The organism is Amycolatopsis sp. NPDC057786 (assembly GCF_042797905.1).
Taxonomy (GTDB): domain Bacteria; phylum Actinomycetota; class Actinomycetes; order Mycobacteriales; family Pseudonocardiaceae; genus Amycolatopsis.
This window is the reverse complement of sequence record NZ_JBHVKW010000071.1, coordinates 1-21,711: the sequence shown is the minus strand read 5'-3', so window position 1 is coordinate 21,711 and position 21,711 is coordinate 1. Positions and strand designations below refer to the sequence as shown.

Annotated in this window: 21 protein-coding genes; 16 read left to right on the top strand and 5 right to left on the bottom strand. The window is 69.3% G+C overall.

Annotated features, from left to right (window positions below):
* Positions 1 to 20 precede the first annotated feature (20 nt).
* Genes ACFVM3_RS29115 through ACFVM3_RS29105 form a run of 3 tightly spaced genes read left to right on the top strand, consistent with a single transcriptional unit; the run spans position 21 to position 3,346 of the window.
* Positions 21 to 713, top strand: a complete 693-nt coding sequence (locus ACFVM3_RS29115; RefSeq protein ID WP_378443157.1) for a hypothetical protein — start codon at positions 21 to 23, stop codon at positions 711 to 713.
* A 10-nt stretch (positions 714 to 723) separates the two neighbouring features.
* Complete coding sequence (gene ligA / locus ACFVM3_RS29110; RefSeq protein ID WP_378443156.1) at positions 724 to 2,856, top strand: NAD-dependent DNA ligase LigA; 2,133 nt, start codon at positions 724 to 726, stop codon at positions 2,854 to 2,856.
* The gene (locus ACFVM3_RS29105; RefSeq protein ID WP_378443155.1) at positions 2,849 to 3,346 is read left to right on the top strand and encodes a GNAT family N-acetyltransferase; all 498 of its coding nucleotides are present in this window, start codon (positions 2,849 to 2,851) and stop codon (positions 3,344 to 3,346) included. The genes ligA and ACFVM3_RS29105 overlap by 8 nt, the downstream gene beginning before the upstream one ends.
* 176 nt (positions 3,347 to 3,522) lie before the next feature.
* Here ACFVM3_RS29105 and ACFVM3_RS29100 read toward each other — a convergent pair whose 3' ends face one another.
* A complete protein-coding gene (locus tag ACFVM3_RS29100) occupies positions 3,523 to 4,176 on the bottom strand; it encodes an ACT domain-containing protein (protein WP_378443154.1) in 654 nt (217 codons plus the stop codon).
* A gap of 244 nt (positions 4,177 to 4,420) precedes the next feature.
* On the opposite strand from ACFVM3_RS29100, the gene gatC reads away from it, so the two are divergent.
* From gatC to ACFVM3_RS29070, 6 genes are all read left to right on the top strand, one after another.
* Entirely contained in the window at positions 4,421 to 4,720 is a 300-nt protein-coding gene (gene gatC / locus ACFVM3_RS29095) for an Asp-tRNA(Asn)/Glu-tRNA(Gln) amidotransferase subunit GatC (RefSeq protein ID WP_005162012.1), read from the top strand.
* The gene (gene gatA / locus ACFVM3_RS29090) at positions 4,717 to 6,234 is read left to right on the top strand and encodes an Asp-tRNA(Asn)/Glu-tRNA(Gln) amidotransferase subunit GatA (RefSeq protein WP_378443153.1); all 1,518 of its coding nucleotides are present in this window, start codon (positions 4,717 to 4,719) and stop codon (positions 6,232 to 6,234) included. Before gatC ends, gatA begins: the two co-directional genes overlap by 4 nt.
* Positions 6,231 to 7,736 carry an Asp-tRNA(Asn)/Glu-tRNA(Gln) amidotransferase subunit GatB gene (gatB, locus tag ACFVM3_RS29085; protein WP_378443152.1) on the top strand — a complete coding sequence of 502 codons (1,506 nt, stop codon included), beginning with the start codon at positions 6,231 to 6,233 and terminating at the stop codon, positions 7,734 to 7,736. Before gatA ends, gatB begins: the two co-directional genes overlap by 4 nt.
* A complete protein-coding gene (locus tag ACFVM3_RS29080; RefSeq protein ID WP_378443151.1) occupies positions 7,729 to 8,238 on the top strand; it encodes a hypothetical protein in 510 nt (169 codons plus the stop codon). The genes gatB and ACFVM3_RS29080 overlap by 8 nt, the downstream gene beginning before the upstream one ends.
* Before the next feature lie 64 nt (positions 8,239 to 8,302).
* Positions 8,303 to 8,998 carry a cupin gene (locus ACFVM3_RS29075; protein WP_378443150.1) on the top strand — a complete coding sequence of 232 codons (696 nt, stop codon included), beginning with the start codon at positions 8,303 to 8,305 and terminating at the stop codon, positions 8,996 to 8,998.
* 25 nt (positions 8,999 to 9,023) lie between these two features.
* Positions 9,024 to 10,424, top strand: coding sequence for an alpha/beta hydrolase family protein (locus ACFVM3_RS29070; protein WP_378443149.1), 1,401 nt, complete (start codon positions 9,024 to 9,026; stop codon positions 10,422 to 10,424).
* A gap of 7 nt (positions 10,425 to 10,431) precedes the next feature.
* On the opposite strand, the gene ACFVM3_RS29065 is transcribed toward ACFVM3_RS29070, so the two are convergent.
* Entirely contained in the window at positions 10,432 to 11,655 is a 1,224-nt protein-coding gene (locus ACFVM3_RS29065) for a PQQ-dependent sugar dehydrogenase (protein ID WP_378443148.1), read from the bottom strand.
* 62 nt (positions 11,656 to 11,717) lie between these two features.
* Here ACFVM3_RS29065 and ACFVM3_RS29060 point away from each other — a divergent pair, with 62 nt between their 5' ends.
* From ACFVM3_RS29060 to ACFVM3_RS29050, 3 genes are all read left to right on the top strand, one after another.
* The gene (locus ACFVM3_RS29060) at positions 11,718 to 12,623 is read left to right on the top strand and encodes a 2-hydroxyacid dehydrogenase (protein ID WP_378443147.1); all 906 of its coding nucleotides are present in this window, start codon (positions 11,718 to 11,720) and stop codon (positions 12,621 to 12,623) included.
* A 32-nt stretch (positions 12,624 to 12,655) separates the two neighbouring features.
* Positions 12,656 to 13,480 carry a DUF72 domain-containing protein gene (locus ACFVM3_RS29055; RefSeq protein WP_378443177.1) on the top strand — a complete coding sequence of 275 codons (825 nt, stop codon included), beginning with the start codon at positions 12,656 to 12,658 and terminating at the stop codon, positions 13,478 to 13,480.
* Between the two features lie 77 nt (positions 13,481 to 13,557).
* Positions 13,558 to 14,100 carry a DoxX family protein gene (locus ACFVM3_RS29050; RefSeq protein WP_378443176.1) on the top strand — a complete coding sequence of 181 codons (543 nt, stop codon included), beginning with the start codon at positions 13,558 to 13,560 and terminating at the stop codon, positions 14,098 to 14,100.
* Positions 14,101 to 14,158: 58 nt separating this feature from the next.
* Here the strand turns inward: ACFVM3_RS29050 and ilvD are convergent, their stop codons facing one another.
* The gene (ilvD, locus tag ACFVM3_RS29045) at positions 14,159 to 16,003 is read right to left on the bottom strand and encodes a dihydroxy-acid dehydratase (protein ID WP_378443146.1); all 1,845 of its coding nucleotides are present in this window, start codon (positions 16,001 to 16,003) and stop codon (positions 14,159 to 14,161) included.
* Between the two features lie 63 nt (positions 16,004 to 16,066).
* Positions 16,067 to 16,525: a PH domain-containing protein gene (locus tag ACFVM3_RS29040; RefSeq protein WP_378443145.1), complete on the bottom strand. Its 459-nt coding sequence runs from the start codon at positions 16,523 to 16,525 to the stop codon at positions 16,067 to 16,069.
* A 322-nt stretch (positions 16,526 to 16,847) separates the two neighbouring features.
* Between ACFVM3_RS29040 and ACFVM3_RS29035 the strand changes: the two genes are divergently transcribed.
* The 4 genes from ACFVM3_RS29035 (at position 16,848) to ACFVM3_RS29020 (ending at position 20,619) form a co-directional block, all read left to right on the top strand.
* Positions 16,848 to 18,722 (top strand): acetolactate synthase large subunit, encoded by a 1,875-nt coding sequence (locus tag ACFVM3_RS29035; RefSeq protein ID WP_378443144.1) that lies wholly within the window; start codon positions 16,848 to 16,850, stop codon positions 18,720 to 18,722.
* The gene (gene ilvN / locus ACFVM3_RS29030; protein WP_076162709.1) at positions 18,719 to 19,225 is read left to right on the top strand and encodes an acetolactate synthase small subunit; all 507 of its coding nucleotides are present in this window, start codon (positions 18,719 to 18,721) and stop codon (positions 19,223 to 19,225) included. The genes ACFVM3_RS29035 and ilvN overlap by 4 nt, the downstream gene beginning before the upstream one ends.
* Before the next feature lie 41 nt (positions 19,226 to 19,266).
* Positions 19,267 to 20,280 carry a ketol-acid reductoisomerase gene (gene ilvC, locus ACFVM3_RS29025; RefSeq protein WP_016336537.1) on the top strand — a complete coding sequence of 338 codons (1,014 nt, stop codon included), beginning with the start codon at positions 19,267 to 19,269 and terminating at the stop codon, positions 20,278 to 20,280.
* A 75-nt stretch (positions 20,281 to 20,355) separates the two neighbouring features.
* A complete protein-coding gene (locus tag ACFVM3_RS29020) occupies positions 20,356 to 20,619 on the top strand; it encodes a DUF397 domain-containing protein (protein WP_378443143.1) in 264 nt (87 codons plus the stop codon).
* Positions 20,620 to 20,632: 13 nt separating this feature from the next.
* On the opposite strand, the gene ACFVM3_RS29015 is transcribed toward ACFVM3_RS29020, so the two are convergent.
* Positions 20,633 to 21,574, bottom strand: a complete 942-nt coding sequence (locus ACFVM3_RS29015) for an NADP-dependent oxidoreductase (RefSeq protein WP_378443142.1) — start codon at positions 21,572 to 21,574, stop codon at positions 20,633 to 20,635.
* Positions 21,575 to 21,711: the final 137 nt, after the last annotated feature.

Genomic DNA, 21,711 nt, shown 5'->3' with positions numbered 1-21,711 from the left:
GGCGCGGTAGCGTGCCCGTCATGCGTTTGTTCCGCCGTTCCCGCAAAACCGAGGACGTTCCCGACCCCCGCACCGCCTGGCCGGAGCAGCCGGTCCCCGAGGACGCGGCCGCCGCGGCGGCGACGTTCTGGGAGGCGTGGTTCGCGCTCCTGCCGGAGGTCAGCGCCGCCCTCGGCGATCGTGAACCGCATCGGGTGGAACACGACCTCTGCACCATCGTGGAGGCACTGCATCCCCGGCTGCACTTCTCCCTCGATCGTGGGCACCGCGCGATCTACTCGCTGGTGCTGACCGGCCAGGAGGATCCGGAACTGCGCCCGTACACCGACGCGTGGAAGGCCGCGGCGCCGCCGGAGGACGCCATCTGGGAGTACCACGATTCCGTGCCACCGGTCCCCGATCCGAGTGAGGTCACCGTCAACCTCGGCGAGACCCGCATCGCGCTCGCCGACGTGCGGGTGACCGCGAAGGTGGACGAATCAGCCGGACGGGTGGACGTGACCGTGTTCCATCCGCTGATCGACGAGCTCGCGCCGGAGACCCGGACGACCATGACCTTCCTGCCGCTGGACGCCACGCTGGGTGAGCGGGTCGCGGCCGAACGGCTGGGAAAGGTCGAGCTGGTGACCGAGGCCCAGGAGGGGCAGCTGACCCTCCTGGAACTGCGCGAGGTGGTCGGCAGGCTGTCCGAAAATGTCGGTGCCTCCGACTAGAGTCACCCCCGTGAGCAGCGAACTTCCCGAAAACCCCGAGCCCGTGCAGGATGTCACGGACGTCCCAGCCGACGTCCGTGAAAGGCATGCCGAACTGGCGGAGGAGATCCGCGGTCACCAGTTCCGGTACTACGTGCTGGATTCACCGATCGTGTCCGACGGCCAGTTCGACGAGCTGCTCAACGAACTCCAGGCCATCGAGGACGAGCACCCCGGGCTGGTGACGCCGGAGTCGCCGACGCAGAACGTCGGCGGCACGTTCTCCACCGAGTTCGTCGCGCACGACCATCTCGAGCGCATGCTCAGCCTGGACAACGTCTTCGACACCGACGAGTTCGAAGCCTGGGTCGAGCGGGTCCAGAAGGAGATCGGCGCGACGCGGTACCTCGCCGAGCTGAAGATCGACGGGCTCGCGATCAACCTGCTCTACGAGAACGGCCGCCTGACCCGAGCGCTGACGAGGGGCGACGGCCGCACCGGCGAGGACGTCACGCTCAACGTCCGCACGCTGGAGCAGGTGCCCGAGCGGCTGACCGGGACGGACGAGTTCCCGGTGCCCGCGCTGGTCGAAGTCCGCGGTGAGGTGTTCTTCCGCGTCGAGGACTTCTTGGCGCTGAACGCGAAGATGGTCGAGGCCGGCAAGGATCCGTACGCGAACCCGCGCAACACCGCCGCCGGATCGCTGCGGCAGAAGGACCCCAAGATCACGAAGTCGCGCAACCTGCGGCTGATCTGCCACGGTCTCGGCAAACGCGAGGGCTTCGAGCCGAAGCGCCAGTCCGAGGCGTACGACGCGCTCGCCGCGTGGGGCCTGCCGGTCTCGCCGCACAGCAAGGTGCTCGGTTCGGGCAAGGAACTGCTGGAGCACATCGAATACTGGGGCGAGCACCGCCACGACGCCGAGCACGAGATCGACGGCGTCGTCATCAAGGTCGACGAGGTCGCGCTGCAGCGCCGTCTCGGCACGACGTCGCGGGCCCCGCGCTGGGCGATCGCCTACAAGTACCCGCCGGAAGAGGCGATCACGACCCTGCTGGACATCCAGGTCAACGTCGGCCGCACCGGGCGGGTCACCCCGTTCGCGGTGATGGAGCCGGTGAAGGTGGCCGGGTCCACGGTGGCGATGGCGACGCTGCACAACCAGGAAGAGGTCAAACGCAAGGGCGTGCTGATCGGGGACAAGGTCGTCATCCGCAAGGCGGGCGACGTCATCCCCGAGGTGCTCGGCCCGGTCGCCGACGCGCGCACCGGCGAAGAGCGCGAGTTCGTGATGCCGTTGCGCTGCCCCAACTGCGACACCGAGCTGGCGTACCAGAAGGAGGGCGACATCGACATCCGTTGCCCGAATTCGCGGTCCTGCCCGGCGCAGCTGCGTGAGCGGCTGTTCCATCTCGGCGGGCGGGGCGCGTTCGACATCGAGGTGCTCGGCTACGAGGCCGCGGTGGCGCTGCTGGACGCCGGTGTCGTGCACGACGAGGGCGACATCTTCGAGCTGGACGAGGAAAAACTGCTCCAGGTGGAGCTGTTCCGCACCAAGGCGGGGGAGCTGTCGGCCAACGGGCGCAAACTGCTGGACAACCTCGAAACGGTGAAGGACCGTCCACTGTGGAAGGTCATCGTCGGCCTGTCGATCCGGCACGTCGGCCCGACGGCGGCACAGGCGCTCGCGCGGGAATTCGGCTCCCTGGAACGGATCGAGAACGCCTCGGAGGAGGAGCTCTCCAGCGTCGACGGCGTCGGCCCGACCATCGCGCGCGCGACGAAGGAGTGGTTCGAGATCGACTGGCACCGCGAGATCGTCGAGAAGTGGCGCGCGGCCGGCGTGCGGATGGAAGAGGAACGCGACGAGTCCATCCCGCGCAACCTCGAAGGCCTGTCGATCGTCGTCACCGGTTCGCTGAACGACTACTCCCGCGACGAGGCCAAGGAATACATCATGGCCCGCGGCGGGAAGGCGGCCGGTTCGGTGTCGAAGAAGACGGCGTTCGTCGTCGTCGGTGACGCTCCGGGCACGAAGTACGACAAGGCCGTCCAGCTGAAGGTGCCGGTGCTCGACGAGAACGGTTTCCGCGTGCTGCTGGAGAGCGGTCCCGAGGCCGCGGCCGGACTGGCTCTGCCGACCGAGGAGGAAAGTGGTGAGTGACCTGGAGATCCGGCCCGCCCGGCCCGACGAGCTGACGGCGGTCGGGGAGCTCACGCTGGCCGCGTACTCCGCGGAGCGAAGCCTTGTCGACGGCGTCGGCTACGCCGCGGAACTCCTCGACGCCGCCCGCCGGGCGGAGCTGGCCGAACTCCTGGTCGCGGTGGACGGGGACGGCACCCTGGTCGGCACGGTCACCATCGCCCGGCCGGGGACGCCCTTCGCCGAGCTGTCCCAGGAGGGCGAGCTGGAGTTCCGGATGCTCGGCGTGCTGCCGTCGGCGACCGGGCGCGGCATCGGCGAAGCGCTGACCAGGGCGGTCATCGCGCGGGCCCGGGAACTCGGCGCGGCACGGGTGGTGCTGTGCAGCCTGGTCACAATGGAGCGGGCGCACCGGCTCTACGAGCGGCTCGGCTTCGTGCGGCTGCCCGAGCGGGACTGGGAGCCGCATCCCGGCGTGACCCTGATCGCCTACCGCCTGGAACTCGCCTAAGCCCTCCGCACGCTATGAAAGGTCCCTTCCTGGCAAATTTCGCAAGGAAAGGACCTTTCATAGCACGCGTGACGGGTGAGTCACGCCTGTTCCGGATGTCGTGAAAGGGTCGTTCAAGACAAAAATGTCTTGAACGACCCTTTCGCGACATCCGGTGGGCCAAGAGCAGCGAGAGCTCAGCTGTCCAGCACGACGGCGACGATGCCCGCGAAGTGCGCCAACCGCGCCACCTCGGCGGCCCGGAAGTTCGGCCCGCCCGGCCGGGCGACCAGCAGCGCTTTCCCAGGCTTCCCCAGCGGCGTCGCCGCGAGTTCGGTCCCCAGTTCCTTCCACGTCTCCGGCACCCAGGCCTCCTCGGCGTCGAGGATGGTCGCGCGTTCCAGCGGCAGCCACGGCAGGTCGGTGATCGGCGTCTCGGGAGCGGCGTTGGACGACGCGAGCCGGATCGCGCCGGCCTCGGCGTGCTCGACGACCACGGCCCAGCCCGCCCGGATGATCCGCGGCACGCCTTCGGCGAGGATCTCCAGCCCCGAAGCGGGCTTCGCGGCGATCTCCTCGACCAGTTCGAGCTCGCGATGGGTGTCCAGGACCCCGGCGTACGGGCGGACGGCGTCGACCTCGACCCCGTCGACGCTTTCGGCGGCGGTGATGAGCGCGTCCGGCAGCCTGCCGGACGGGATTTCGACGACGAGGTCGTCGACGGCGACACCGCCGCCGCGTTCGACCACGTCGACGCTCAGGATGTCGGCGCCGACGGTGCCGAGCGCGGTGGCGACCGCGCCGAGGGTCCCCGGGGTGTCCGGTAATTGGACCCGGATCAGGAACGACACACGCGCCCCTCTCGCCTCAGGCGTCCCAGCCTCGCCGTGGAACGCGCTACGCCGGGCGCCGATTGTGACAGACCGGACGAGGTAATGGGGACCGACGTCCGGGGCGCGGGATAACGAACCAGGCACTCCTTACCCGACATGGGAGCGCAGGCCGCGGCATAACCCAGTCGAGTCCGCCGACGCCGCCACCATAGACTTGCAGCTTCCGACAGAACCCGCACAGCACACCCCGGGAGTCACCCGCGTGCCCAACATTTCCCGCGACGAGGTCGCACACCTCGCCAAGCTGGCCAGGCTTGCCGTCACCGAAGAGGAGCTGGACGTCTTCGCAGGCCAGCTCGACCAGATCCTGGACTCGGTGGCCAAGGTGAGCGAGGTCGCAGGCGAGGATGTCCCGCCCACGTCGCACGCCGTGCCGCTGACCAACGTGTTCCGTGAGGACACGGTCCGACCGGGGCTGACCCAGCAGCAGGCGCTGGCCGGTGCGCCTGCCAGCGAAGAGGGTCGTTTCCGGGTGCCGCGGATTCTGGGAGAAGAACAGTGACCGAACTCATCAAGCTGACCGCCGCCGAGCTGGCGGAGAAGATCCAGTCCCGTGAGGTCTCGGCCGTCGAGGTCGCACAGGCCCACCTGGACCGGATCGCCGAGGTCGACGACCACATCCACGCGTTCCTGCACGTCGACACCGAGGGCGCGCTCGACGCGGCCCGCGCGGTGGACGCCGACGTCGCCGAGGGCAAGGCGCCGAAGTCGCCGCTCGCCGGGGTGCCGCTGGCGCTCAAGGACGTGCTGACCACCAAGGGCATCCCGACCACGGTCGGTTCGAAGACCCTGGAGAACTGGATCCCGCCGTACGACGCCACCGTGACGCGCAAGCTGCGCGAGGCCGGTGTCGTGGTGCTCGGCAAGACCAACATGGACGAGTTCGCGATGGGCTCCTCCACGGAGAACTCCGCGTTCGGCCCGACGCACAACCCGTGGGACCACGCCCGTATCCCCGGCGGTTCCGGCGGTGGTTCCTCGGCGTCCATCGCGGCGTTCGAGGCCGCGATCGCGATCGGCACCGACACCGGTGGCTCGATCCGCCAGCCCGGCGCGGTCACCGGCACCGTCGGCGTGAAGCCGACGTACGGCGGCGTCTCCCGCTACGGTCTCGTCGCCTTCTCGTCGTCGCTCGACCAGGCCGGTCCCTGCGCGCGGACGGTGCTCGACGCCGCCCTGCTGCACGAGGTCATCGCCGGGTACGACCCGATGGACTCGACCTCGATCGACGCGCCGGTCCCGCCGGTGGTCGCCGCGGCCCGCCAGGGCCTGACCGGTGACCTCAAGGGCGTCCGCGTCGGCGTGGTGAAGGAATTCGCGGGCGACGGCTACCAGCCGGGCGTGTTGCGGTCCTTCGAGGCCGCCGTCGAGCAGCTGCGCGCACTCGGCGCCGAGGTCGTCGAGGTCTCGTGCCCGAACTTCACCTACGCGCTGCCCGCGTACTACCTGATCGCGCCGAGCGAGTGCTCGTCGAACCTCGCCCGGTTCGACGCCATGCGCTACGGCCTGCGCGTGTCCGACGACGGCGAGCACAGCGCCGAAGAGGTCATGTCGCTGACCCGCGAGAAGGGTTTCGGCCCCGAGGTCAAGCGCCGCATCATGCTCGGCACGTACGCGCTTTCCTCGGGCTACTACGACGCCTACTACGGCTCGGCGCAGAAGGTCCGCACGCTCATCACGCGCGACTTCGAGGCCGCGTACGAAAAGGTGGACGTGCTGGTCTCGCCGACCACGCCGACCACGGCGTTCAAGATCGGCGAGCGCGTCGACGACCCGATGGCGATGTACCTGGCGGACCTCTGCACCATTCCGTCGAACCTCGCCGGCAACGCCGCGATGAGTGTCCCGAGTGGACTGTCGCACGAGGACGGCCTGCCGGTCGGCCTCCAGATCATGGCCCCCGCGATGGCCGACGACCGGCTGTACCGCGTCGGTGCCGCCTACGAGGTCGCACGCGACGCCGCCAACGGTGGCTCGCTGGTGCACCAGGTTCCGGAACTGGGAGGAAAGAAGTGACCGCCGTGGTTGAGTTGATGGACTACGCCGACGTCATCGAGCGGTTCGACCCGGTGCTGGGCCTCGAGGTGCACGTCGAGCTGAACACGAACACCAAGATGTTCTGCGGCTGCGCCAACGAGTTCGGCGGCGAGCCGAACACCAAGGTGTGCCCGACCTGTCTCGGCATGCCCGGTTCGCTGCCGGTCGTGAACGGCAAGGCGGTCGAGGGCGCGATCCGCATCGGTCTCGCGCTCAACTGCGAGATCGCCGAATGGTGCCGGTTCGCCCGGAAGAACTACTTCTACCCGGACATGCCGAAGAACTTCCAGACCTCGCAGTACGACGAGCCGATCGCCTTCAACGGCTACCTCGACGTGACGCTGGACGACGGCGAGGTCGTGCGCGTCGAGATCGAGCGCGCGCACATGGAGGAGGACACCGGCAAGTCGCTGCACGTCGGCGGCGCCACCGGGCGGATCCACGGCGCCGAGCACTCGCTGCTCGACTACAACCGCGCCGGCGTGCCGCTGATCGAGATCGTCACCAAGACGATCGAGCACACCGGCGGCCGTGCCCCCGAGGTCGCCCGCGCGTACGTGAGCGCCCTGCGGGATCTGCTGCGCGCGCTGGATGTCTCCGACGTCCGCATGGACCAGGGTTCCCTGCGTTGCGACGCGAACGTCTCGCTGATGGCCAAGGACGCGACCGAGTTCGGCACGCGTACCGAGACCAAGAACGTCAACTCGCTGCGCAGCGTCGAGCGCGCCGTGCGCTACGAAATGACCCGCCAGGCGGCGATCCTCGCCGAGGGCGGCACGATCAAGCAGGAGACGCGGCACTTCCAGGAGGCCGACGGCACCACGTCGCCGGGGCGCACCAAGGAGACCGCCGAGGACTACCGGTACTTCCCGGAGCCCGACCTGGTCCCGATCGCGCCGTCGCGCGAATGGGTCGAGGAGCTGCGCAAGACGCTGCCGGAGATGCCGTCGGAACGCCGCAAGCGCATCCAGCGCGAGTGGAACCTGACCGACGAGGCGCTGCGCGACCTGCTCAACGTAGGCGCAGTCGATCTGGTCGCCGCCACCGTCGAGGCGGGCGCGACCCCGGACGAGGCCCGCAGCTGGTGGGTCAACACGCTGGCGCAGGAGGCCAACTCCCGCGAGATCGAACTGGCGGAGCTGGCGATCACCCCGGCGCAGCTGGCCGAGGTCATCGCGCTGGTCAACGCCGGCGAGCTGACCAACAAGCTGGCCAAGGAGGTCGTGCAGGGCGTGCTCGCCGGCGAGGGTTCGCCGTCCGAGGTCGTCGAGAAGCGCGGCCTGAAGGTCGTCTCCGACGACTCCGCGCTCATCGCGGCGGTCGACGAGGCGCTGGCCGCGCAGCCCGACGTCGCCGAGAAGATCCGCGGCGGCAAGGTGGCCGCGGCCGGGGCGATCGTCGGCGCGGTCATGAAGGCCACCAAGGGCCAGGCCGACGCCAAACGCGTGCGCGAACTGATCGTCGAGCGAGTCGGTGCCTGATCTCGCTCTGAAGAAGGTCACCTGGCGTGAGTGGCTCGGCCTCGCGGCCGGGCTGCTCGCGCTGGTGGCCTTGTTCCTTCCGTGGACGACGCTGACCGCCTCGCGCCCGGAGATCGAGGACGCGCTGACGACGTTGCCCGCCGACGACGTCACGCGCGACGCGTGGCGTTCGGGCTTCCTCGCCTGGGCGCCGCTCTTCCTCCTGTTCCTGCCCGGCGTGGCCGTCGTGCTGTTCGGCCGCGTCGACGCCGTCCGCCGCGCGGGACTGCCGCATCTGTGGCTGATGGCGGCCGTCGGCGCGCTGCTGCTGATGGTGCTCGGCTGGACCACCCTCGACTGGCAGTTCGACGCCGACCAGCGCGGGATCTTCTCCGCCGCCGGCATCGAGATCGGGACCGGGCTCGGCCGCTACCTCGGCCTGCTCGCCGCTGTCGTCTCCGCGGTCGTCGCGTTCTTCGACGTCCGCCTCCTCCGCGCCGAGACCCGCACCCGGCGCCCCTGAGCCCCCTTTTCGCATTTAGTCCTCTGAATGCGACGAGAAAGCGCTTTCTTTCGAGGAGGTCCCCGTGTTCCCCCTACCCGGAGGCATCGGCCTCTCCCATCTGTGCGCCTACGAATGGGAAGCAGCGGACGGGGTGTGCGGCGGCAGCCCGCATCTGCACCTCGCGTGCACCGAGGCCTACGTCGTCACCGGCGGACGCGGCGCGGTGCAGACGCTCGACGTCGGCGGCTACCGCGAAACCGAACTCGAACCCGGTGTCGTCGCGTGGTTCGCGCCCGGCACGGTCCATCGGATGGTGCAACGCGAAGACCTGCGGATCACCGTGCTCATGCAGAACAGCGGATTGCCCGAAGCGGGTGACGCCGTCTTCACCTTCCCGCCGCCGATCCTCGCCGATCCGGCCGCGTACGCGGAGGCCGCCGCGATGCCCTCGGACGACGAGGCGGCCCGCCGTCGCCGTGATCTCGCGATCGAGGGCTACCTCCCGATCCGGGACGCGCTCGTCGCGGGAGATCCCGGTCCGCTGAGGGATTTCCATCGCGCCGCCGTCGCGTTGGTCGCGCCGAAGGTCGGCGCGTGGGTGTCGCGCTGGCGATCCGGGGCGCTGGCCGCCGCCGAGCTGACCGGGGAGCAGTTGAAGGCGCTCGCGAACGGCGACGCGAGTCATCTCGAGCGATCGGGTGTCCGGGTCGCGGCTCCGGTCAAGGAGGACGGTTACGGCATGTGCGGCCGCCGGACGGAGTACTCCCTTGACATGTGACCATATGGTCACCTATTTTTCTCGTATGACCCAGCCACGCAGGACACTCGTCATCGTTCTCGTCGCGCTCCTCTTCGGGGCACTGTTCACCGCCACGCCGGCGGCCGCCGACGAACGCCCGCACGTCCATGAAGGGACGATCGACGGCGCGGACTTCCTGGTCAAAGTGCCGAAACGCTGGAACGGCACGCTGGTGCTCTACAGCCACGGGCTCTATGTGAAGGAGTGGGGGAAGCCGGAGCAGATCATGCTGGCCACCAGACCCGAGACCGAGGAATGGCTGCTCGATCAGGGTTACGCGCTGGCCGCGTCGAACTACAAGGGCGTCTTCGGCCACGCGATCGAGGAGGCCTTGACCGACCAGATCGCGCTGCTGGACTGGTTCGAGGCCAAGGTGGGGAAACCGCGGCGGACCATCACCAGCGGGATGTCCATGGGCGCCGTGATCTCCCTGAAGCTGGCCGAGAACAACCCGGGCCGGTTCGACGGCGTCCTGACTCAGTGCGGCGAGTACGACGCGAACGGCACGTGGAACAGCGCTCTGGACATCCTTTTCGCGCTCAAGACCCTGCTGGCTCCGCACGCGGACATCGACCTGGTCCGGCCTCGCGATCCGCAGGCCGCGCAGGCGGCGCTCCAGGCCGTCGTCGCCGAAGCGCAGAAGACCGAGGCCGGCCGGGCCCGGATCGCGCTGGCCGGGGCACTGGGCACCATCCCGGGCTGGGCGCTCGCGCACGAACCGGAGCCGACGCTGCTCGCCGACCGTCTCGCGCAGCAGGCGTTGTGGATCACCACGGCCTACGTGTACGGCTACGGACCGTCCGCACGCCCCGAAATCGAAGGCCGGGCAGGCGGGAACCCGTCCTCGAACACCGGGATCGACTATCGGCGTCAGCTCGCCCGTTCCAGCGGGCTCGACCTGGTCCGGCACGCCTACCGCGCCGGAGGTGTGGATCTGGAAGCCGATCTCGACCGGCTCGCCGCGGCACCGCGGATCTCGGCGGATCCGAAGGCGCAGGCCTACATGCACCGCTACATGGTGGCGCGCGGAACCACGCCGTCACCCGTGCTGACCGCGCACACCACCGGTGACGGCGGCGCCGTCGCGGGGCAGGCCCGGTGGTACGGCGACCAGGTCCGGCGGAACGGCGATCCCGGTCTGCTGCGGCAGACCTACGTCAGCCGAGGCGGCCACTGCTCGTTCAACGCGGCCGAGGAGATCGTCCTGCTGCGCACCCTGCTGTCCCGGGCGGACTCCGGCCACTGGCCGTCCACCGATCCGCGCCGGCTCACCGCCGCCGCGACCGATCTCGGCCCCGCGTATCGGCTCGTGCTGGACCTGTTCGACCCGCAGGGTAAGGAAAAGGCCATGGCGCCGCTGTTCACCCGGTTCACCCCGCCTGCTCACCCGAGGCCGTCGAGGTAAGGGCCGCTCAGTCCTTGCCGCCCCCGCCGGAGCTGGCCGACGGCGTGATGATGACGACGCGGTCGTCGCTCGAAACCGGGGTGCCGCCGTCCTTGTTGACCGTTCCGGCGAGCGCGATCTGCGGATTGACCATGCTCATCGCGGACAACCTGCCGAAGGTCTTCGGCGGCTTGCCGACCTTGCCGTCCATGAAGACGTTGGGCTTGCCGGTCACCGCTCCGTCCGGTGTGACCGGCAGGTTCTGCAGGTTGCCCGCGATCGACGTGGAGATCGAGAGATAGCCGGTGGCGCCGACGAAATCCGCGCAGCCCGCCACCCCGGGTTTGTCGGTCCAGCTCCAGGCCGGGGTGGTCAGCGGCTGGCCGCCCCGAAGCCGGTACAGGACGTCCTTGTCGGCCAGCCTGTCGGTCAGCCACACGCGGGAACCGGTCTGGTCGCGGCAGATCCCGCCGGGGGAGTGCACGCCGGTCGAGAAGACCGCCGAACCCGGGGTGGGGTTTCCCGCGGCCGGTTTGCCGGAAGTGTCGATGCGCAGCACCTTCCCGGCGAGTGACGCGGGATCCGCGGCGAGTCCGGGATTACCCGCGTCGCCGGTGGCGACCAGGAGCGCGCCCTTGGCGTCGGCGGTGATCGCGCCGCGATTGCCGGTGGCGCCCTTGGGAATGCCGGTCAGCACCGGTTTCGGCGCCTGGCCCTTCGCCAGCCGGACGACCCGGTTGTCGTTCGGGGTGGTGATGTAGGCGAAGACGAGCTGGTCTTCGGCGAAGCCGGGGGAGAGGGCGAGCGAGGTGAGGCCGCCGTCGCCGGAGCCGTCCACGGGGACGGTCGCCCAGTCGGCCGGGTCCTTCTCCGCGGCGGCGAGCACGATCCGGCCGCTCTTGCGTTCCCCCGCGAGCGCGCTGGGCGCGGTGCCGTCACCGGGGATCGCGGCGACGGCGGCGACGGTGTCCAGACAGGTCGCGATGACGGCCTTGTCGAAGTCCTTGCATCCCTGCGGCGGCGGGACGGGCGTCGGCGTCTGGTTCCGCCCGTTGCCGCGGCCGGGACCGGAGTCGCCCGCTTCACCGCCGGGCCCGACATGCGGCGGGACCTCGGGGGACGGCGGGTTGACCGGGGTGAACTTCTGCCCGGCGGCGGTGTTGTCGAATTCGGCGCACCCGGAGAGCATCAGCGCGCCGCAGGCCAGTATGGCCAGCGGCGCGGTCCATTTCCGCCGGTACCGGGTACGCACGGGGCAAGCCTAGGTGGGCGTACGTGAGCCACGGGTAAGAGGCACTGGATACCGTGGTGATCATGACTGTGACCGTTCTCGTGCCCGACGAAGAGGGAGTGGCCGCGCTTTCGGAGATCGACGGCGTGCGTCCCGTGGTGTACCGCCACGGCGAGCCGGCGCCGCCCGAAGCCGCCGAGGCAGAGGTCCTTGTGACCGGTGACCGGCCCAGCGACGAACTCTGGCGCGAACTGCCGAACGTCAAACTCGTGCAGCTGCTGGTGGCGGGTGCCGAGGACTGGGTCGGCAAGGTGCCGGACGGTGTCCTGCTCTCGACCTGCCGCGGCGCGCACGGCGGAAGTTCGGCCGAGTGGGTCGTCGCGGTACTGCTGGCGATCTACCGCGGTCTCGACGGCTTCGCCGAAGGACTGCGGCGGAAGCACTGGGAACGGCGGACCACCGACACCCTGCAGGGCAAGCGGGTCCTCATCATCGGCGCGGGCGACCTCGGCAGGCATCTGCGCCGCCGGCTGGAGACGTTCGACGTGCGCTGCACGATGGTGGGCGCGAACGCCCGCGAAGGTGTCCACGGCACCGACGAACTCCCCGTCCTGCTGCCCGAGCACGACGTCACGGTGCTCATGGTGCCGCTCACGCCGCACACGCGGGGCATGGTCGACGCGGAGTTCCTGGCGGCGATGCCGGACGACGCGATCCTGGTGAACGTCTCGCGGGGCGCGGTCGTGGTCACCGACGCGCTCGTCGCGGAACTCGCGTCGGGGCGGCTGCGGGCCGCGCTCGACGTGACCGATCCGGAGCCGTTGCCCGACGGGCACGCGTTGTGGGACTGTCCGGGACTGCTGCTGACACCGCACGTCGCGGGCTCCGTGAGCGGGAGGCGGCAGCGCGCCTACGCGGTGGTGGTCCGGGAGTTGAGCCACTATCTGGGTGGGGAGCTGCCGAAGAACCTGGTCCACGGCGAATACTGAGCAGCGTGGCGAATCTTCATGTCGGCTGTGCGATGTGGACGCACAAGGCGTGGGCCGGGCGGTTCGTGCCGCGGTCGCTGCCCGCGGGGGAGCGCCTGCGGGCCTACGCCGGCTGGTGCAACGCGGTCGAGGGCAACACGACCTTTTACGCGACCCCGACCAGGGACACCGTCGCGACTTGGGCGCGACAGACCGATCCCGGCTTCCGGTTCGTGGTGAAGCTGCCCAAGGTCGTCACGCACGAGCGACGGCTCACCGGTGTCGAGACCGAGATGCGGGCGTTCCTGGACGCGATCGAACCCCTCGGCGACCGGGCGGTCCTGTGGACTCAGCTCCCCGGCTCGTTCGGCCCGCCGGACGCCGACGCCCTCGGCCGCTTCCTCCGCCGTCTTCCCGCGGGACTCCGGCGCGCCGTGGAGGTGCGCCACCCGGCGTTCTACACCGATACCCACGCGACGTCGCTGCTGGAGAGGGCCCTCGCCATCGCGGACGCCGAGTGGGTGCCGTTCGACACCACGGTCTTCTTCGGGAGCCCGCCGGTCAGCGAGGCCGAACAGGACGCCTGGGCCAAGAAACCCCGGCTGCCGCGGCGGACGCGGGCGCTGACCGACCGGCCGATCGTGCGGTACCTCGGCCGGGATTCGGCCGAGGAGACCGCGCGGGGATGGGAACCGTGGACCGAGGTGGTCGCCGGATGGCTGCGGGAGGGCCGGTCGCCGACGATCTTCGTGCACACCCCCGACAACGACGACGCCCCGGCGCTCGCCCGGCGGTTCCACGACGACGTGCGCGCCCTGGTGCCCGGCCTCGACGCGCTGCCCGAGCCCGAACCGGTCGAACCCGCGACCCTGTTCTGAGCCGGTCCGGCGGTTCGGTCGCCTGACGGGCCGGTTTCGCCTACCCTTCGCGCGTGAGCGATGACTACCAGACCAGCATGATCTCGGACGTGGCCGAGCCCGACAACGGTCCGGCTCCGGTGGAGACCAGGGGCGGGATCGACCTCGGTCTGCTCGTCCTGCGAGTGGTGCTCGGCGTGACCATGGGCGCGCACGGGCTCCAGCACCTCTTCGGCGCCTTCGGCGGGCCCGGGGTCGGCGGTTTCGCCAAGGTGCTCGGCGGCTTCGGCTACACCAGCCAGACCACGCTGCTTTCGTGGATCACCGGGATCAGCGAGGTGGTCGGCGGCGCGCTCGTGCTGGTGGGCCTGTTCACCCCGATCGGTGCCGCGGCGCTCCTCGGGGTCTGCGCGAACATCGTCTACGTCAAGTTCGGCGGTGGGTTCTTCCAGCGGCAGGGGCAGGGCTTCGAGTTCGAACTCCTGCTGGGCGCGGCTTCGCTGACGGTGCTGCTCGCGGGCTCCGGGCGGATCGCGCTGGACGTCAACACCCCGTGGCGGAAGCGGCCGCTTTCGTTCGGGCTGATCGGGCTGCTGCTGGCGGCCGCCGCTTCGGTCGTGGTGATCGTCCTCTGCCGCTGAGGTCTCGCATTTAGAGGACTAAATGCGCAACGAGCGCATTTAGTCCTCTGAATGCGTGCTACTTGCTGGGGTCCCGGACGGCGCCGGTGTCGGCCGAAGTCGCCATCCGCGCGTAGGCCCGCAGCGCGGCGGTGATCGGCCGGTCCCGCGAGACCGGCTGCCACGGCCGCTCGCTCGCCTCCATCTTCGCGCGCCGCTCGGCGAGGACGTCCGCGTCGACGAGCAGTTCGAGACGGCGTTCGTGGACGTCGAGCAGGATCCGGTCGCCGTTCTGGACCAGGCCGATCGTCCCGCCCGCGGCGGCCTCGGGCGAGATGTGCCCGACCGAGATGCCCGACGAGCCACCGGAGAACCGGCCGTCGGTGATCAGCGCGCACTTCTTGCCGAGGCCCGAGCCCTTGAGGAACGCCGTCGGGTGCAGCATCTCCTGCATACCGGGGCCGCCAGCCGGACCCTCGTAACGGATCACCAGCACCTCACCGGGCTGGATCTCCTTCTTGAGGATGGCGGAAACCGCCTCCTCCTGGCTTTCCAGCACCCGGGCCGGGCCTTCGAAATGCCACAGTTCCTCGTCGATGCCCGCGGACTTGATGACGGCGCCGTTCTCGGCGAGGTTGCCGCGCAGGATCGCGAGCCCGCCGTCCTTGGTGTACGCGTGCTCGACGTCGTGGATGCAGCCGTCCGCGGCGTCGGTGTCCAAAGAGGACCACCGGTTCTCGGTGGAGAACGCCTCCGTGGTGCGGACCCCGCCGGGCGCCGCGTGGAACAGCTCGATCGCCCGCGCCGACGGTTCCTTCGCGCGGATGTCCCAAGTGGACAGCCACGACTCGAGATCCGGCGAGTGCACGGAGTGGACGTCGGTGTTCAGCAGCCCGCCGCGGTGCAGTTCGCCCAGGATGGCCGGGATACCGCCGGCGCGGTGGACGTCCTCCATGTGGTAGTCCGAGTTCGGCGCGACCTTCGACAGGCACGGCACGCGGCGGCCGATGGCGTCGATGTCGTCGATGGTGAAGTCGACCTCGCCCTCCTGCGCGGCGGCGAGGATGTGCAGCACCGTGTTGGTCGAGCCGCCCATCGCCATGTCGAGGGCCATCGCGTTTTCGAACGCCTTCTTCGACGCGATCGAGCGCGGGAGCGCGGACTCGTCGTCCTGCTCGTACCAGCGCTTGCACAGCTCGACCACCGTGCGCCCGGCGTCCTCGAAGAGCGCCTTGCGGGCGGCGTGCGTGGCGAGGGTGGAACCGTTGCCCGGCAGGGAGAGCCCGAGCGCCTCGGTGAGACAGTTCATCGAGTTCGCGGTGAACATGCCCGAGCACGAGCCACATGTCGGGCAGGCTGAACGCTCCACAATGGACAGCCCGTCCTCGTCGACCTCACTGCTGGCCGACGCGGCGATCGCGGTGATCAGATCGGTCGGAGCCTGCGCGACCCCGCCGACGACCACGGCCTTCCCGGCCTCCATCGGACCGCCGGAGACGAACACCACCGGGATGTTCAGCCGCATGGCGGCGTTCAGCATGCCGGGGGTGATCTTGTCGCAGTTGGAGATGCAGACCAGCGCGTCGGCCTGGTGCGCGTTCACCATGTACTCGACGGAGTCGGCGATGATCTCGCGCGAGGGCAGCGAGTACAGCATTCCGCTGTGCCCCATCGCGATCCCGTCGTCGACGGCGATCGTGTGGAACTCTCGGGCGACCCCGCCCGCCTCCTTCACCGCGCCGGCCACGATCTCGCCGAGATCCTTGAGGTGCACGTGCCCCGGCACGAACTGGGTGTAGGAGTTCGCGATGGCGACGATCGGCTTGCCGAAGTCGCTGTCGGTCATTCCGGTGGCGCGCCAGAGCGAGCGGGCGCCCGCCGCGTTGCGGCCGTGGGTGGTGGTCCGGGAACGGAGTTGAGGCACGGCTGACTCCAAGGTTCGGGATGGGGACCAGGGCGAACGAGCGCCAAACTGGTCCTACCAATCCTACTCCCCGGAATCGTCACGCTTTTCCGGAGCCTTGGCCACGTCGTCGGTCAGCCCGGAGGGATCGGCCATGTGGCCCGCGCTGACCAGGGAAATCACCGGCAGATGACGGGTGCGCACGGCGGGAAGGGGGATCTTGGTCTCGTCCTTCAGCACCGCCTGCACCTTCGCCTTGTCGGTGATGGCGAGGCCCTTGAGCGAGTTCCACGGCAGGTCCCGCCGCCCGAACATCGTGCGGACCTCCAGCCCCTTGGCCGTCGCCGTCGTGCGGGTCCGGATGACGAACACCGCCAGCGCGATCGGGAAGAGGTAGAGCCACTGGAGATACGGCACGTCGCCGAACGCGACAGGCGTCACACAAACGACGAGGAAAGCGATCGCCAGCAACGCCGTGTTCGGGATTTTGAAGACGGCCTTGCGGTCCTCGTTCGCCTGTTCCTGCTGCTTTTCTTCTGCCACGTCAAAGATGGTGCACCGCCGCCCCGGAGGCCCCGAACGCGGGTCGCGCGACGCACCGATGGTGTCCAGCATGCGGAATCGCCATCCCGCAGAGTTGACACTCTTGACGGCGACCGGCTAGCTTCACACTCGTGACAACGCAGACCGGCCTCGTACTTCCCAAGCGCGTCGACGCTTAGGGAAGTCTCCGCTGCGTCGACGCGCGACCCTCGTGCGACCACTCCGGTCGGCGGGGGTTTTTTGTTGCCTGGATAGAGTTTCACCAGCCCGACCAGTCGATGAATACCCGAACGAGTGACTAGACAAGACGAGGCAAACAGCGATGACTAGTGCCACCTCGCGAGCTGAAGCGAACTCCGGTACCTCCGGTGCCCGACCCAAGCCGGCGCCGCCCGCCGGGACCCCGGTGCGGGTCACGGGCGCGCAGTCGCTCGTCCGCTCGCTCGAGTCGGTGGGCGCGGAGGTCGTGTTCGGTATTCCGGGCGGCACCATTCTCCCGGCGTACGACCCGCTGCTCGACTCGACGAAGGTCCGCCACGTCCTGGTCCGCCACGAACAGGGCGCGGGCCACGCCGCCACCGGGTACGCGCAGGCCACCGGCAAGGTCGGGGTGTGCATGGCCACCTCGGGTCCCGGCGCGACCAACCTGGTCACCCCGCTGGCCGACGCGAACATGGACTCGGTCCCGGTCGTCGCCATCACCGGGCAGCAGTCCCGCGCGCTGATCGGCACGGACGCCTTCCAGGAAGCCGACATCTGCGGCATCACGATGCCGATCACCAAGCACAACTTCCTGGTCACCGACCCGGCCGACATCCCGCGCACCATCGCGGAGGCCTTCCATCTCGCCTCGACCGGCCGCCCCGGCCCGGTCCTGGTGGACATCCCCAAGGACGTCCTGCAGGAGATGACCTCCTTCTCCTGGCCGACGGAGCTGCGGCTGCCGGGCTACCGGCCCACGCTGCGCCCGCACGGCAAGCAGGTCCGCGAGGCCGCCAGGCTGATCAGCAAGTCGCGCCGCCCGGTCCTCTACGTCGGCGGTGGCGTGATCAAGGCCGACGCGTCGCGCCAGCTGATGGAACTGGCCGAGCTGACCGGGATCCCCGTCGTCACCACGCTGATGGCGCGCGGCGCGTTCCCCGACTCGCACCCGCAGCACCTCGGTATGCCCGGCATGCACGGTTCGGTCGCCGCGGTCGCCGCGATGCAGCGGGCGGATCTGCTGATCGCCCTCGGCGCCCGCTTCGACGACCGCGTCACCGGGCAGCTGTCCTCGTTCGCGCCGGACGCCGCCATCGTCCACGCCGACATCGACCCGGCCGAGATCTCCAAGAACCGCAAGGCGGACGTGCCGATCGTGGGCGACTGCGCGGAGATCATCACCGAGCTGATCGAGGCCGTCCGCGCCGAGACCGACAAGTCCGCGAAGCCGGACTTGAAGGACTGGTGGACGCAGGCGAGCGCCTGGCGTGACGACTATCCGGCCGGTTACGAGTGGCCCGACGACGGGACGCTTTCCCCGCAGTACGTCATCGAGCGCATCGGTTCGCTCGTCGGCCCGGACGCGGTCTACACCGCGGGCGTCGGTCAGCACCAGATGTGGGCCGCGCAGTTCGTGAAGTACGAGAACCCGCGCACCTGGATCAACTCCGGCGGGCTCGGCACGATGGGCTTCGCCGTCCCCGCCGCGATGGGTGCCAAGTTCGGCGTGCCGGACAAGCAGGTCTGGGCCATCGACGGCGACGGCTGTTTCCAGATGACGAACCAGGAACTGGCCACCTGCGCGATCGAAGGCGCGCCGATCAAGGTCGCCGTCATCAACAACGGCAACCTGGGCATGGTCCGCCAGTGGCAGAACCTCTTCTACTCCGAGCGGTACTCCAACACCGATCTCGGTACGCACAAGCACCGCATCCCCGACTTCACCCTCCTCGCGGAGGCGCTCGGCTGCGCCGGGCTCCGCTGCGAGACCAAGGAGGACGTCGACGCCACGATCCGGCGCGCCATGGAGATCAACGACCGCCCCGTCGTGATCGATTTCGTGGTGGGGAAGGATGCCCAGGTGTGGCCCATGGTGGCCGCGGGCACCGGTAACGACGAAATCATGGCCGTGCGCGGGATCCGCCCGCTCTTCGACGACGACGAAGTCGCCGCCGAGGCGGAGATCGCGGCGGCGGCAGAAGGAGACGCCCGATGAGCGTGCACACCCTGAGCGTTCTGGTCGAGAACAAGCCCGGTGTCCTCGCGCGGGTTTCCGGACTGTTCTCCCGGCGTGGTTTCAACATCGAATCCCTCGCCGTCGGGCCCACGGAGAATCCCGAGGTGTCCCGGATGACGATCGTGGTCGCCGTTGAGGAGCTACCGCTCGAACAGGTGACCAAACAGCTCAACAAGCTGGTCAACGTCATCAAGATCGTGGAATTGGAAAAGTCCACAGCCGTGCAGCGTGAACTGCTGCTGGTCAAGGTCCGGGCCGACGCCACCGTGCGCAGCCAGGTCCTCGAGACAGTCCAGCTTTTCCGCGCGAAAGTGGTGGACGTGTCGCCGGAGGCGCTCACCGTCGAAGCCACCGGGACCTCGGACAAGATCGGTGCCCTGCTGCGGATGCTGGAGCCCTATGGCATCCGCGAACTGGTCCAGTCCGGAATGGTCGCGGTCGGCCGGGGCGCCCGGTCCATCACCGCCACCTCCGCTCGATAGAAATCTTTGTCTGTAAGTCAGGAAAGGAAGTAGTACCCCTCATGGCAGTGGAAATCTTTTACGACGACGACGCGGACCTTTCGATCATCCAGGGTCGCAAGGTCGCCGTGATCGGCTACGGCAGCCAGGGTCACGCGCACTCGCTGAGCCTGCGCGACTCCGGCGTCGATGTCCGCATCGGTCTGCCCGAGGGCTCGAAGTCGCGGGCCAAGGCCGAGGAGCAGGGTCTCCGCGTGCTCACCCCGGCCGAGGCCAGCGCCGAAGCCGACCTGATCATGATCCTCGCGCCGGACACCAAGCAGCGCTTCATCTACGAGCAGGACATCGCGCCGAACCTCAAGGACGGCGACGCGCTGTTCTTCGGCCACGGCTTCAACATCCGCTACGACCTGATCAAGCCGCCGTCGAACGTCGACGTCGCCATGGTCGCGCCGAAGGGCCCTGGCCATCTCGTCCGCCGCCAGTTCGTCGACGGCAAGGGCGTCCCGGCGCTCATCGCGGTCGAGCAGGACGCCTCCGGCAACGCGCAGGCGCTCGCGCTCTCCTACGCGGCCGCGATCGGTGGCGCCCGCGCCGGTGTCATCAAGACGACCTTCACCGAGGAGACCGAGACCGACCTCTTCGGCGAGCAGGCCGTCCTCTGCGGTGGCGCCTCCGCGCTGGTGCAGACCGGTTTCGAGGTGCTCACCGAGGCCGGCTACGCCCCGGAGATCGCCTACTTCGAGGTGCTGCACGAGCTGAAGCTGATCGTCGACCTCATGTACGAGGGCGGCATCGCGCGTCAGCGCTACTCGATCTCCGACACCGCCGAGTACGGCGACCTGACCCGCGGCCCGCGCGTCATCTCGCCGGCGGTCAAGGAGGAGATGAAGAAGATCCTCGGTGAGATCCAGGACGGCACCTTCGCCCGCGAGTGGGTCGCCGAGGACGAGGCCGGGCGGCCGAACTTCACCAAGCTCGAGGAGCAGGGCAACCAGCACCCGATCGAGGAGACCGGCAAGAAGCTGCGCGACCTGATGTCGTGGGTGGACCGGCCGATCACCGAGACCGCCTAGTTGTCACCACGAAGGGGCCCTTCATCGCGAAGGGCCCCTTCGTTTTGCGTATCGGAAAGCGATAGCGTGGACACCATGAGTGAGCAGCCGGTGGACGACAAGGCTCAGGTCAGGCCCGATCTGGACCTGAGCGACGCGGTGTGGATCCGGGCGGAACCGGAGGGCGCGAACCTCGAAGACCGCGCCGAGTACGCGCTGGTCACGCACACCGACGGCGTCACCTATACCGCGATGCGCCAGGCGTCGGATCCGGACGGCCATATCCTCGTGTTCACGCCGACGGAATGGGACGCGTTCGTGAAAGGCGTGCGGGACGGCGAATTCGACCTCCCCGCCTGAGGTCGCCCCACCGTCACTCCGCGACGGACAGCACGACCTTCCCCGTGGTCTTGCCCGCGGCCACGAGTTCTTGGGCCTTCGCGGCCTCTTCCAGCGGGAACACCGTGTCGATGGTCGGCTTGAGGCGCCCGCTGTCGACGAGTTCGGCCAGCGCGAGCAGTCCGGTGCGGTCCGGCTCGGCGAGGGTGAACCCGGCGGTGACTCCGGCGGCGTCGGCCAGTTCCGGCATCCGCTCGTCGTTCGTGCGGGTGAGCTGGATGAGCCTGCCGCCACGGCGAAGCGTCTTGAGTGACCGCGGTCCGTACTCCTGGCCGATCGTGTCGAGGACGACGTCGACGTCACGGACCTCCTCGGCGAAGTCCGTCGTGCGATAGTCGACGAGTTCGTCCGCGCCGAGATCGCGGAGGAACTCGTGCTTGGCCGCGCTGGCCGTCCCGATCACGTACGCGCCGCGTGCCTTGGCGATCTGGACCGCGAGATGCCCGACCCCGCCCGCGGCCGCGTGGATCAGGACCCGTTGCCCCGGCCGGATATCCGCCGTGTCGACGAGGCTCTGCCAGACGGTCAGCCCCGCGAGCGGGACGGCGGCCGCGTGCACGTGGTCCAAAGTGGACGGTTTACGCGCGAAGTGGCGGCTCGGCGCGGCGACGTACTCGGAATACGCGCCGGCCTGGAACGGGAACGACGGCATGCCGAAGACCTCGTCGCCGGGCGAGAACAGGGACGCGCCCGCGCCGACCTCCTCGACGACGCCGGACACGTCCCAGCCGAGGATGAACGGCGGATCGCCCATCGGGCCGATGCCGCCGGTCTCGCGGGTCTTCCAGTCGACCGGGTTGACGCCGGCGGCGTGCACCCGGACCAGGATCTGGGTCGGGCCGGCGACGGGTCTTTCGACGTCGACGAGTTCGAGGACTTCGGGGCCGCCGAGGCGGTTTTGGCTGATCGCTCGCATGGGTCCATTGTTCGGCGAGCGTCGTACTTTCGGCGAGGCTCCGGTGGGCCAAGCGTCGTCAGGATCGGGACAGCCGTTCGTGCCGCCTGCCGCAGAGGTTGCGAAAGCCACTTTCGCAACCTTCAACGTTGCGAAAG